Origin of the sequence: Actinomadura meyerae, from assembly GCF_900188445.1 — a bacterium.
Taxonomy (GTDB): domain Bacteria; phylum Actinomycetota; class Actinomycetes; order Streptosporangiales; family Streptosporangiaceae; genus Spirillospora; species Spirillospora meyerae.
On record NZ_FZOR01000022.1, the window covers coordinates 108,472 to 119,683 of the forward strand.

General features: G+C 72.7%; 11 protein-coding genes. 3 read left to right on the top strand and 8 right to left on the bottom strand.

Annotated elements, in window-relative coordinates; translation table 11 throughout:
• The 3 genes from CHF16_RS22430 to CHF16_RS22440 are packed head-to-tail and all read right to left on the bottom strand — an operon-like array spanning position 1 to position 2,358.
• On the bottom strand, positions 1-879 hold the full coding sequence (locus tag CHF16_RS22430; RefSeq protein ID WP_089328062.1) for a branched-chain amino acid ABC transporter permease: 879 nt from the start codon (positions 877-879) through the stop codon (positions 1-3).
• On the bottom strand, positions 879-1,586 hold the full coding sequence (locus CHF16_RS22435; RefSeq protein ID WP_089328063.1) for an ABC transporter ATP-binding protein: 708 nt from the start codon (positions 1,584-1,586) through the stop codon (positions 879-881). Before CHF16_RS22435 ends, CHF16_RS22430 begins: the two co-directional genes overlap by 1 nt.
• Positions 1,579-2,358: an ABC transporter ATP-binding protein gene (locus CHF16_RS22440; RefSeq protein ID WP_089328064.1), complete on the bottom strand. Its 780-nt coding sequence runs from the start codon at positions 2,356-2,358 to the stop codon at positions 1,579-1,581. Before CHF16_RS22440 ends, CHF16_RS22435 begins: the two co-directional genes overlap by 8 nt.
• A gap of 232 nt (positions 2,359-2,590) precedes the next feature.
• Between CHF16_RS22440 and CHF16_RS22445 the strand changes: the two genes are divergently transcribed.
• Positions 2,591-3,193 (top strand): TetR/AcrR family transcriptional regulator, encoded by a 603-nt coding sequence (locus CHF16_RS22445; RefSeq protein WP_089328065.1) that lies wholly within the window; start codon positions 2,591-2,593, stop codon positions 3,191-3,193.
• Between the two features lie 25 nt (positions 3,194-3,218).
• Here CHF16_RS22445 and CHF16_RS22450 read toward each other — a convergent pair whose 3' ends face one another.
• Together CHF16_RS22450 and CHF16_RS22455 are read right to left on the bottom strand one after the other, a co-directional pair.
• A complete protein-coding gene (locus tag CHF16_RS22450; protein WP_089328066.1) occupies positions 3,219-4,868 on the bottom strand; it encodes a long-chain fatty acid--CoA ligase in 1,650 nt (549 codons plus the stop codon).
• Between the two features lie 104 nt (positions 4,869-4,972).
• Positions 4,973-6,034 (bottom strand): phosphotransferase family protein, encoded by a 1,062-nt coding sequence (locus CHF16_RS22455; protein ID WP_089328067.1) that lies wholly within the window; start codon positions 6,032-6,034, stop codon positions 4,973-4,975.
• Positions 6,035-6,251: 217 nt separating this feature from the next.
• On the opposite strand from CHF16_RS22455, the gene CHF16_RS22460 reads away from it, so the two are divergent.
• The gene (locus CHF16_RS22460) at positions 6,252-7,529 is read left to right on the top strand and encodes an MFS transporter (protein WP_245869014.1); all 1,278 of its coding nucleotides are present in this window, start codon (positions 6,252-6,254) and stop codon (positions 7,527-7,529) included.
• 98 nt (positions 7,530-7,627) lie between these two features.
• Positions 7,628-8,491, top strand: a complete 864-nt coding sequence (locus CHF16_RS22465; RefSeq protein ID WP_089328069.1) for a CE1 family esterase — start codon at positions 7,628-7,630, stop codon at positions 8,489-8,491.
• 86 nt (positions 8,492-8,577) lie between these two features.
• On the opposite strand, the gene CHF16_RS22470 is transcribed toward CHF16_RS22465, so the two are convergent.
• Genes CHF16_RS22470 through CHF16_RS22480 form a run of 3 tightly spaced genes read right to left on the bottom strand, consistent with a single transcriptional unit; the run spans position 8,578 to position 11,145 of the window.
• Complete coding sequence (locus CHF16_RS22470; RefSeq protein WP_089328070.1) at positions 8,578-8,775, bottom strand: MbtH family protein; 198 nt, start codon at positions 8,773-8,775, stop codon at positions 8,578-8,580.
• Positions 8,776-8,827: 52 nt separating this feature from the next.
• Positions 8,828-10,129 carry a lysine N(6)-hydroxylase/L-ornithine N(5)-oxygenase family protein gene (locus CHF16_RS22475; protein ID WP_089328071.1) on the bottom strand — a complete coding sequence of 434 codons (1,302 nt, stop codon included), beginning with the start codon at positions 10,127-10,129 and terminating at the stop codon, positions 8,828-8,830.
• Positions 10,129-11,145, bottom strand: coding sequence for an iron-siderophore ABC transporter substrate-binding protein (locus tag CHF16_RS22480; protein ID WP_218826780.1), 1,017 nt, complete (start codon positions 11,143-11,145; stop codon positions 10,129-10,131). Before CHF16_RS22480 ends, CHF16_RS22475 begins: the two co-directional genes overlap by 1 nt.
• Between the last annotated feature and the right edge of the window lie 67 nt (positions 11,146-11,212).

An 11,212-nucleotide genomic window follows, 5' to 3' on the forward strand; every position in this document is an offset into this window, starting at 1 on the left:
TCACACCCTTCTCGCCGTGCTCGCGGCGAACAGGCCGTTGGGTCTGACCATCAGGACGGTGATGAGGGCGGCGAGCGCCCCGAACGTGACCAGGTCCGAGCTGACGTAGCCGGACACGTAGCTGAGCGCGCAGCCGAGCAGCAGCCCGCCGGTGACGGCGCCGGCCGGGCTGTCCAGCCCGCCGATGACCGCCGCGGTGAACCCGAACACGAGCATCGCGTCGAACTGGGCGGGGCCGACGAACACCGACGGGGCGATCAGCACCCCGGCGAGCGACCCGACGAGCGCGGCGAGCGCCCACCCGAGGGTGAGCATCCGGCCGACGCGGACGCCCTGCAGCCGGGCGATCTCCGGCGCGAACGCCGACGCGCGCAGCCGCAGCCCGAGGTCGGTGCGGACGAACAGCAGCGTCAGCAGCACCATCACCGCGGCGACGGCGCCGATGACGAACAGGTCGAACGGCGACAGCAGCAGCCGCGTCCCGGCCACCGACAGCCCCTTGATCGTGAAAGCGGGCGGGTAGGAGTGCGGGGTGTCGCCCCAGATCATCCCGGCGCCCGCCTGCAGCAGCACGTACAGGCCGAGCGTGACGATGACGGCGTTCAGCGGCGGCTTGTTCTCCACCGGGCGGACCACGACCCGCTCGATCACCGCGCCGAGCACCAGCCCGGACGCCAGCGCGGTGCCGAGCGCGAGCCAGTAGGAGCCGCCGGCGTCGATGACGCTCCAGGCGAGGAACGTCGTGAACATCAGCATCCCGCCCTGCGCGAAGTTCACGATGCGGGTGGCCCGCCAGATCAGCACGAGCGCGAGCGCGACGGCCGCGAACACCATGCCGGAGGTGATGCCGGCGAGCGTGAGATTGATGAAGCGCACCATCAGAACCCCAGGTAGGCGTGGCGGAGGCGGTCGTCGGCGGCGAGGGTCGCGGCGGGCTCGGACGCGACGACCGCGCCGAGGTCCAGGACGATCGCGCGGTCGGCGACCGACAGCGCGCTGCGGGCGTTCTGCTCGACGAGCAGCACCGTGCGCCCGTCCTCGTCGCACAGCCGGCGCAGCACGGCCATCAGCTGGGCGACCACGCGCGGCGCCAGGCCGAGGGACGGCTCGTCGACCAGCAGCAGCCGGGGCGCGCCGGTGAGCGCCCGGGCCAGCGCGAGCATCTGCCGCTCGCCGCCGGACAGGGTGGCGGCGGTCCTCGCGCGCCGCTCGGCGAGCGGCGGGAACAGCTCGTACATCTCGGCGACCCGCCGCGCGAGCGCGGCCCGGTCCCCTCTCCACAGCCCGCCGAGCCGCAGGTTGTCCTCGACGGTCAGCTCGGTGATGACGCCGCCGCTCTGCGGGACGTGCGCGACCCCGAGCCGGACGATGTCCTCGACCGGCAGCCGGGTGAGGTCCGTCCCGTCCAGCTCGACGCGGCCCGCCCGGGGCCGCAGGAGCCCGGAGACCGTGCGCAGCAGCGTGGTCTTCCCGGCGCCGTTCGCGCCGAGCACCGCGGTCACCGAGCCCTCGTCCACCGTCAGGTCCACGCCGCCGAGCGCGCGGACGGCCCCGTAGTGGACGGTCAGCCCCTTCACCTCAAGCACCCGCGACCTCCTCGCCGAGGTAGGCGTCGAGGACGGCGGGGTCGTCGCGGACCTCCGCGGGCGCCCCGTTCGCGATGACCTTGCCGAAGTCCAGCACCACGACCTGGTCGCAGACGTTCATCACCAGGTCCATGTGGTGCTCGACGAGCACGACCGCCGGGCCGCCGCGCAGGCCGCGGATCAGCTCGGCCAGCTCGTCCATCTCCGCCGCCGACAGCCCGGCGGCGGGCTCGTCCAGCAGCAGCAGGTCGGGCTCGGCGACCAGCGCCCGCGCGAGCGCGACGCGCTTCTGCACGCCGTAGGGCAGCTCACCGGACAGCCGGTGCGCCTCCCCCTCTACGCCCAGTTCCGCGAGACGGGCCATCGCCCGCTCGCGCAGCGCGGACTCGTCGCGGTCGCCGCGCGGCAGCGCCAGGAGGCCGGACCAGAACCCGGCCCTGGCGTGCCGGTCCGCGCCGACCATGACGTTCTCCAGGACGGTGAGCCCGGGGAAGAGCCCGAGTCCCTGCAATGTCCGGGCGATCCCGAGCCGCGTCAAGTCGTGCGGCCGGTGCCGGCCGAGGACCCGGCCGCGCCAGCGCACCTCGCCGGACACCGGCCGGACGAACCCGCACACCACGTTGAAGAGGGTCGTCTTGCCGGCGCCGTTCGGGCCGATCACGCCGGTGACCCGGCCCTGCGGCGCGGAGAGGGACACGCCGTCCAGTGCGACCAGCCCGGCGAAGCGGACGGTCACCTCTCGTAGTTCCAAGTTCGCGGAGGAGCCGGACATATCGCCTCACCTCGCCGATGAAACAGCGTGAATCCCCCGAGGCTGAAATGCACATACCGACTGGTCGGATTCCATGAAGATAGAATCAACGGGCACTCCCGGTCAACAGCCGGTGCGCAGGTCCCGAGACCGCTTCGCGCCCGCGCCGCCGGTAGGCTGTCGGCGCTGCGCGGGCGGCCGCCGCCGGGACGGCGCGAGACGACCCGGGGCATCCCGGAACGGAGGTGGAGTGATGACGCAGGCGCCCGCGAACCGGATCCCCGGCAACCTGCCGCTGCCCGACCGGCTCCTGGCCGTGGCGACGCGGATGTTCGCCGAGAAGGGCTTCGAGAACACCTCGGTCCAGGAGATCGTGAACGCCGCGGGCGTCACCAAGGGCGCGATGTACCACTACTTCGGCTCGAAGGACGACCTGCTCTACGAGATCTACCACCGGCTCCTCGGCCTGCAGATGTCCCGCCTGGAGCAGATCGCCGACGGCCCCGGCACCGCCGAGGAGCGCCTGCGCGCCGCCGCCGTCGACGTCCTCAACACCTCGTTCCGCTACCTGGACGACTTCACGGTCTTCTTCCGCTCGACGCACCTGCTCCCCCGCGACCGCCGCGAGGCCGTCCGCGCCGAGCGCCGCCGCTACCACGAGCGCTTCCGCGACCTGGTCGAGGAGGGCCAGCGGGCGGGCGCCTTCCGCAGCGCCACGCCCGCCGACATCGCCGTCCACTTCTTCTTCGGGACCGTCCACCAGATCGGCGTCTGGTACCGCCCCGGCGGCACCCTGCGCACCGAGGCCATCAGCGACCACTACGTGGACCTGTTCCTGAACGGCCTCAAGAACTAGCCGCGCCGGCGCGGCGCCCCCGCGCTCAGGGCTTCTCGATCCGCTCGACCTTCAGCTCGTCGTCCCGGTGCCGGGCCCGCAGGGGCTTCTTGTCGAACTTGCCGACGGTGGTCTTGGGGATCTCCTCGACGAACGTCCAGTACTCGGGGACCTGCCAGCGCGCGACCTTGTCCGCGAGGAACGCGGCGAGCTCCCCGGCGGTCGCCGCGGCGTCCGGGCGCAGCACGACGCAGGCGAGCGGGCGCTCGTCCCACCGCGGGTCGGGGACGCCGATGACGGCGGCCTCGGCGACCGCGGGGTGGGCCATCAGGTGGTTCTCCAGCTCGACCGAGGAGATCCACTCGCCGCCGGACTTGATGACGTCCTTGGCGCGGTCGGTGATCTGGAAGAAGCCGCGCTCGTCGATGGTGCCGATGTCGCCGGTGCGCAGCCAGCCGCCGTCGAACTTCTGCGGGGCCGGGTCGCGGTGGTACGCGCCGGTGATCCAGGGGCCGCGGACCTCGATCTCGCCGACGGCCTCGCCGTCCCACGGCAGCTCGGCGCCGGAGTCGTCGACGATGCGCATCTCGACGCCGGCGGCGACGCGGCCGGACTTCATCCGCCACCGCATGTCCTCGTCGGTGCCGGGCTCCACGCCCGGCGGCGGGAACGCCATGCCGCCGAGCGGGCTGGTCTCGGTCATCCCCCAGCCCTGGATGATGCGCAGGCCGTAGCGCTGCTCGAACCGCTCCAGCAGGACGCGGGGCGCGGCGGCGCCGCCGGACGTCCCCGAGCGCAGCGACGACAGGTCGATCTCGTGCTGCTCCCCGTAGGCGAGGATCCCGTTCCAGATCGTGGGGACGGCGGACGCCAGGGTGCTGCGCTCCGCCTCGACGAACTTCACGAGGTGCTCGGGCTGCATGAACGGGCCCGGCATGTGGAGGGTGGCACCGGACAGGAAGGCGCCGTAGGGCAGGCCCCACGCGTTGACGTGGAACATCGGGACGATGGTCAGGACGCGGTCGGCCTCGGTGATGCCCACCATCGACGCCGACTGCACGGCCATCGCGTGCAGGAACGTGGAGCGGTGCGAGTACACGACGCCCTTGGGGTCGCCCGTGGTGCCGCTGGTGTAGCACATGGACGCGGCGGAGCGTTCGTCCAGGTCCGGCCACGCGTAGCCGGGCTCCTCGGCGTCGAGGAGGTCGCGGTAGCGCAGGACGGGCGCGCCGTTGCCGTTGCCCTCCAGCGCCGACGCGTCGCCGTCGCCGACCACCACGAACGCCTCGACGGCGGGGAGCTCGCCGGCGACCCGCGCGAGCAGCGGCACGAGGCTGTCGTCCACGATGATGATCTGGTCGTCGGCGTGGTTGATGATGTGCGAGAGCTGCTCCGGGAACAGCCGGATGTTCAGCGTGTGCAGCACCGCGCCCATGGCCGGCACCGCGAAGTACGCCTCCAGGTGCTCCTGGTCGTTCCAGCAGAACGTCGCGACCCGGTCGCCGCGCCGGACGCCGAGCCGGGCCAGCGCGGCGGCGAGCCGCTCGGCGTTGCGGGCGACCTCCGCGAACGTCGCGCGCCGGGGCGGGCCGCCGCCGGTCCAGGTCACGCACTCGCTGCGGGCGTAGACGCGCGCTCCGTGCCGCAGGATCGCGGCGACCGACAGCGGGAAGTCCTGCATCGTGCTGGGGATCATGGCATTTCTCCGAGAAGACGCGCGGTGCCGAACGGCCGGCGGCGGGAATGGACAACGCACATACCGACCGGTCGGTTCACCATAATTTCAGCGGTCCGCCGCCGTCAATGTCCCGGCCGCGGGCGGCCGGGGGGCGGGGAGCCGTCGCGCAGCGCGGCGAGGCCCGCGCGCAGCAGCGGCTCGACGGTCGCGCCGACCCTGCCGAACCCCTCCCCCACGGTCTGGCCGCGCAGGTACCGGTAGTGGATGCCCTCGGAGATCACGGCGAGCTTGAAGCAGGCCAGCGCCACGTAGAAGCCGATCGAGGACACGTCGCGGCCGCTGCGCGCGGCGTAGCGGGCCACCACCTCGTCCGGCCCGGGGAAGCCGGGCGCGCTCGACGCGTCCCTGCCGCCGGGCGCCGGGGCGCCGCGCCCGAGGTAGACGAGCAGCAGCGCGAGGTCCGTCAGCGGGTCGCCGAGCGTGGCCATCTCCCAGTCCAGGACGGCCGCGATCCGGTCGCGGGAGTCGACGAGGAGGTTGTCGAGCCGGTAGTCGCCGTGCACGATGGCGGGCGCCGAACCCGGCGGCGTGTTCGCCGCGAGCAGCGCGTGCAGCTCGTCGGCGGCGGGCAGGTCCCGGCTGCGGGACGCGTCGAGCTGCTTCTTCCAGCGCCGCACCTGGCGGGCGAGGAAGCCCTCCGGGCGGCCGAAGCCGGCGAGGCCGACCGCCGCCGGGTCGACGCCGTGCAGGTCCACGAGCGTGTCGAGCATCCGTTCGGCGATGCGCGCGACCCGGTCCGGCCCGAGCGGCGCCAGCTCGGCCGCGCTCCGGTACGGGACGCCCTCCACCTTCTCCATCACGTAGAACGGCGCGCCGAGCACGTCCGGGGCCTCGCACAGCGCGTAGGTCGCCGGGACGGGCACGGCGGTGCCGGCGAGCGCGGTCATGACCCGGTACTCGCGCGCCATGTCGTGGGCGGTGGCGAGGACGTGCCCGAGCGGCGGACGCCGCACGATCCACGCGGAGCGCCCGTCGGTCACCTCGTAGGTGAGGTTGGACCGCCCGCCCTCCACGACCCGCGCGCGCAGCGGTCCGGAGGCGCCGCCCGGCCGGACGCGGTCGAAATACTCCCGGAACCGGTCCAGCGGCAGCCCGGGGACGCCCGCCTCCTCGAACACCGGCATCGTCTCTCCTCGCCGTCCGAAAGGTATGCGCCGCCGATAAGACCATACCGACCGGTCGGTTTTCAACGGCGGAACTCAGTCCGGCCCGCCGGTGCCGGCGCCGCCGTCCTCGGCGGCCGGCGATGCCCGGGCGATACTTAGTTTGACTAACATATGAACCGGTGGTAGACCGGAAGCCGGTGTCCCCGCAAACCCGACCGACCACCAGAGAGCACGAATGAAACCAGCCATGCAGGGCGGGGCGGCCGCGCAGAGCCCGTTCCGCCAGCCGAAGGCCGTCTGGGCCGTCGCGTTCGCCTGCGTCATCTCGTTCATGGGCATCGGGCTCGTCGACCCGATCCTGCCCGCGATCTCCGAGGACCTGGACGCCTCCCCCAGCCAGGTCACGCTCCTGTTCACCAGCTACCTGGTGGTGACGGCCGTCGCGATGCTGGTGACGGGCTTCGTGTCCAGCCGCATCGGCGCCAAGCGCACGCTCGTCGCCGGCCTCGCCCTCATCGTGGTGTTCAGCGCCCTCGCCGGGACGTCCGGCAGCATCTCCGGGATCATCGGGTTCCGGGCCGGCTGGGGGCTCGGCAACGCGCTGTTCATCGCCACCTCCCTCGCCGTCATCGTGGCGTCGGCGAGCGGCGGGCTCGGCGGCGCGATCATCGCCTACGAGTCCGCGCTCGGCCTCGGCATCGCCGTCGGGCCGCTGCTCGGCGGCGTCCTCGGCGACATCAGCTGGCGCGGGCCGTTCTACGGCGTCTCCGCGCTGATGGCCGCCGCGCTCGTCGCCACCGTCGTCCTGGTCGAACCGCAGCCGAGACCCGCGCGCAGGACCTCGATCGCCGACCCGGTGAAGGCGCTCCGGCACCGCGGCCTGCTGATCATGAGCCTGACCGCCCTCTGCTACAACTGGGGCTTCTTCACCGTCCTCGGGTACGCGCCGTTCCCGATGGAGCTGAGCGCGATGCGGCTCGGCCTGGTGTTCACCGCCTGGGGGCTGCTCGTCGCGCTGTTCTCGGTGTTCGGCGCGCCGCTGCTGCAGCGCAGGTTCGGCCTGGCGCGCACGCTCTACGGCAACCTGGCGCTGTTCGCGGTGAACGTCGCGGTGATCGCAATCTTCGTGGACTCGCAGGCGGTGCTGATCGCCGCCGTGATCGTCGCGGGGATCTTCATCGGCGTGAACAACACGGTCACCACACAGGCCGTCATGGTGATCGCGCCGGTGGAGCGGCCCGTCGCGTCGGCCGCCTACGGGTTCGTCCGGTTCATCGGCGGCGGTCTCGCCCCCTACGCGGCGGGGCGGCTCGTCGAGCACACCAACATCCACGTCCCGTTCGCCATCGGCGCCGGCGTGATCGCGCTCGGCATCGGCGTCCTGGCCCTCGGGCACCGCGACCTCGCCGAGGCGGAGCGGAACCAGGCCGAGGTCGACGCGCACGCCGGCCGGGGCGAGCCCGACGCGGAGATCACCGAGGCCGCGGAGACCGGCTCCGGCGCGGGGTCGTAGCGCGGCGGCCCGCTACGCACTTGCGCGCGAAAAAGCACCGATCTTTTCTGCGCGCGGGTGCGTAGCCGCGCGCGCGTACCAAGCGTTAGATCGGGGCCATGAAGATCGCCGCGCGGGCGGCGGCGATCGTGGCGGTGCTCGCCGCGCTCGTCGCCCACCCCCTGCCCGCCGGGGCCTCCGAGGACGCTCCTGGCACAACGAAGCACACCATCGCCATGGGCGGCTGGGACCGCCCCTACCTGCTGCATCTCCCGCCGGGCCGCCCCGCCGGGAAGCCGCTGCCGCTGATCGTGGCCATGCACGGCGGCCTGAACGACCCCGAGTACGTCCGCAGGCAGAGCGGGCTCGACGCGGTCGCCGACGCCCAGGGCTACGCCGTCGCCTACCCCGAGGGCTTCCTCGGCACGTGGAACGCCGGGGCGTGCTGCTCGTTCGCCCGCTGGGCGGGCATCGACGACATGGCCTTCCTCGACGAGCTGATCGACACGCTGGTGGAGCAGGGCGTCGCCGACCGGCGCCGGGTGTTCATGACCGGCTTCTCCAACGGCGGCGGGATGGCCTACCGGTACGCCTGCCAGCGCGCCGAGCGGCTCGCCGGCATCGCCGTCGTGTCGGGCGCCCTCGCGATCGGCTGCACCCCGGCGAAGCCGGTGTCGGTGCTCGCCTTCCACGGGACGCTCGACCCGTCCGTCCCGTACACGGGCGGCGGGAACATGGACGCCGACGTCCACTTCCCGTTCATCGCCGTGCAGATCGTCATGGAGTTCTGGCGCTGGGTGAACGGGCTGCCCGCGCTGTCGTGGCCCGTCCCGGGCGGGCCGGACGGCTGCGTCGGCACCGGGCCCGGCCCGCAGCTGGTCGCGCTGTGCACCGAGCAGGGCGGCGGCCACGAGTGGCCGTCCTACGCCAGCCGGATGATCGGCGAGTTCTTCGCGGCCCGGCCGTCCCTGCCGGCGGGCTGACGGACGGGGGCCGACGGACGGAGGCTGACGGACGGAGGCCGGCGCACGGAGGGGCGGGCGGCGCGGGGCACGCCGTCCGCCCGAGGTCAGCCGGCCAGGCTCCGCGGCCGGATGTCCTTCCAATTGGCCGTGACGTAGCCGATGCACTCCGAGCGCGACTCGGGCCCGAAGACCGTCGTCCAGCCGGCCGGGACGTCGGCGAACGCCGGCCACAGCGAGTGCTGGCCCTCGGCGTTGGCGAGGACCCGGAACGTCCCGTCGGGGTCGTCGAACGGATTGGTCATCGCGCCTTCCTTCTCTCTTGACGGCTCTCTTGGCGGCTCTCTTGGCGGCTCTCTAGACGGCCGGGGTCACGCCCGCCGAGCGCCGGGCGATGGACCGGACGATCTCCCCGGTGCGGACCGCGGTCATGGACAGCAGCGACGAGGCGATCCCGTGCGTGTGCTCGGTCGCGCCCTGCAGGTAGACGCCCCAGGACCGGCCGGGGGCGGTGGCGACGCGGTAGTCGCGCTCGACGACGGGCCGCCCGTCCGGTCCGGCGAGGCAGTCGCCGCCCGCCTCGCCGAGCAGGTCGAACGGGTCCCGCTCGCGGTAGCCGGTGGCGTAGACCAGAGCGTCGGCGTCGAGGTCGGCGGCCTCGCCGGTGGGCAGGAACCCCACCCGGACGCGCACCGCGCCGCCGTCGTCGCGGACGTCCAGCACGCGGGAGGCGTTGAGGACGCGCAGCCGCTCGGTGCCCGCGACCTTCTCGGCGTACAAGCGCCGGTACAGCTCGTCGATGAGGTCGAGGTCGACCACCGAGTAGTTGGTGTTGCGCGAGTACTCGAACAGCATCCGCTTCACGTCGGCGGGCGCGGCGTAGTAGTGGTCGACGGCGGCCGGGTCGAAGATGCGGTTGGCGAAAGCGCTGTCGTCGGCGGGCGAGTACCCGTAGCGGGCGAAGACCGCGCAGACCTCCGTCTCCGGGTAGGTGCGGTGCAGGTACTCGACGGCCTCGGCGGCGCTCTGCCCCGCGCCGACCACGACGACCCGGCGCGGGTTCCAGCCGTCGCGCTCGCCGAGCCGGGTCAGCAGGTCCTCGGTGTGCCAGATCCGCTCGCCCGCCCGGACGCCCTCGGGCAGCACAGGTTCGAGCCCGACCCCGATGACGACGTTGCGGGCGAGGTGGGTCTCCAGCCGGTCGTCGCGGCGCACCACGACCTCCAGCACCTCGTCGTCGCGCGGGCGCAGCGCGACGACCTCCGAGCCGTAGCGGACGCGGTCGGCGAACGCGGCGGCCGCCCATTCGAGGTAGTCGTGGAACTCCACCCGGGTCGGGAACATCGTCTTGTGGTTGACGAAGTCGACCAGCCGGCCGCGGGCGTGCAGGTAGGCGAGGAAGGAGTACCGGCTCGCCGGGTTGCGCAGCGACACCAGGTCCTTGAGGAAGTGGACCTGCATGGTGGCGCCGTCGATCAGCATGCCCCGGTGCCAGCCGAACCCCGGCTGCTTCTCGAAGAACACCGCGTCCACGCCGGTGCCGTCCTCCCCCCGCCGCTCGTCCTCTTCGGCGAGGGCGACGGCGAGGGCGAGGTTGGACGGGCCGAAGCCGATCCCGACCACGTCGTGGACGCGGGGCTGCATGCGCTCCTCCTGCATCAGGCGGACTTCACCTTGCCGGCGGCCTCGGCGATCTTCGGGACGATGGTGTCGACGACGTAGGGGACGGCGAGCGGCGTCGGGGTGCGCAGCGGCCAGAACGCCTTGAGGTCGAGCGGCACGTAGGAGCCGCGCTTGACGACGGCGAGGTCGCCGAACAGCTTGCTGCCCTCGATCTTCTTCTGCGTCGCGGCGTCGTTGTTGAAGTTGCTGAGCAGGACGTCCACGTCGAGCACGGACACCTTCTCCATGCTCAGCTCGGCGGCGAAGCCGTCGCCGGGGAGGTTCGCGATCTGCTCGGGCAGCTTCATGCCGAACTGCTGGAGCAGCTTGACGCTGGTGTCCTCCTTGGACTTCATCACGCCGATGTTGCCGTTGGGGAAGACGCTGGTGAACGCGAAGCCCTTGCCCTCCAGCTCGGGGTGCGCGGTCTTCACCGAGGCGACCTTGGCCTCGACGTCGGCGACGAGCTTCCTGCCGTCGTCCTCGCGCCCGATGGCCTTGGCGGCCTGGAGGGTGATCTGCTGCCAGGTGTCCTCGGCCGGGCCCGTCTGGTAGGCGACGGTCGGGGCGAGCTTGGAGAGCTTCTCGTACTCCTTGTCGATGTAGTAGTCGCCGGCCGCCAGGATGAGGTCGGGCCGCAGCGCGGCGACCTCCTCCAGGTTGTATCCGGCCTCGCCCGCCTTCAGCAGCTTCGGCTTGGCGCCGGTCAGCTTCGGCGCGCTCCAGGGCGCGAGGCCGTCGGACTGGACGCCGGTCAGCTCCGCCATGGCGGTCGGGACGACGCCGAGCGCGAGGAGCACGTCCTGGTCGATCTCGCCGAGCGCGACGATCCGCTTCGGCGCGGACTCGACCTTCGTGGTGCCGAGCTTGTGGGTGACGGTGACCGGGAACGCCCCGGCGGACCCGCCGCCGGTGGAGTCGCCGGCGGGATCGTCGTCGCCGCAGGCCGCGACCGTGCCGAGGCTCAGCACGAGCGCGGCGGTGGCGGCCAGGCGCCGCATCATGGTGCGCATAGAGGACCGGTGTCCTTCCAGGTTCTTCGTGGAGGGTTGCTGATCAGGGATCTTAGGTTAGCCTCAC

Bases quoted from the DNA above. Each gene is read 5' to 3' on its own strand.
- CHF16_RS22465 (WP_089328069.1), top strand. From the start codon at position 7,628: ATGAAGATCGCCGCGCGGGCGGCGGCGATCGTGGCGGTGCTCGCCGCG.
- CHF16_RS22445 (WP_089328065.1), top strand. From the start codon at position 2,591: ATGACGCAGGCGCCCGCGAACCGGATCCCCGGCAACCTGCCGCTGCCC.
- CHF16_RS22430 (WP_089328062.1), bottom strand. From the start codon at position 879: ATGGTGCGCTTCATCAATCTCACGCTCGCCGGCATCACCTCCGGCATG.
- CHF16_RS22455 (WP_089328067.1), bottom strand. From the start codon at position 6,034: ATGCCGGTGTTCGAGGAGGCGGGCGTCCCCGGGCTGCCGCTGGACCGG.
- CHF16_RS22460 (WP_245869014.1), top strand. From the start codon at position 6,252: ATGAAACCAGCCATGCAGGGCGGGGCGGCCGCGCAGAGCCCGTTCCGC.
- CHF16_RS22450 (WP_089328066.1), bottom strand. From the start codon at position 4,868: ATGATCCCCAGCACGATGCAGGACTTCCCGCTGTCGGTCGCCGCGATC.
- CHF16_RS22475 (WP_089328071.1), bottom strand. From the start codon at position 10,129: ATGCAGGAGGAGCGCATGCAGCCCCGCGTCCACGACGTGGTCGGGATC.
- CHF16_RS22440 (WP_089328064.1), bottom strand. From the start codon at position 2,358: ATGTCCGGCTCCTCCGCGAACTTGGAACTACGAGAGGTGACCGTCCGC.
- CHF16_RS22480 (WP_218826780.1), bottom strand. From the start codon at position 11,145: ATGCGCACCATGATGCGGCGCCTGGCCGCCACCGCCGCGCTCGTGCTG.
- CHF16_RS22470 (WP_089328070.1), bottom strand. From the start codon at position 8,775: ATGACCAATCCGTTCGACGACCCCGACGGGACGTTCCGGGTCCTCGCC.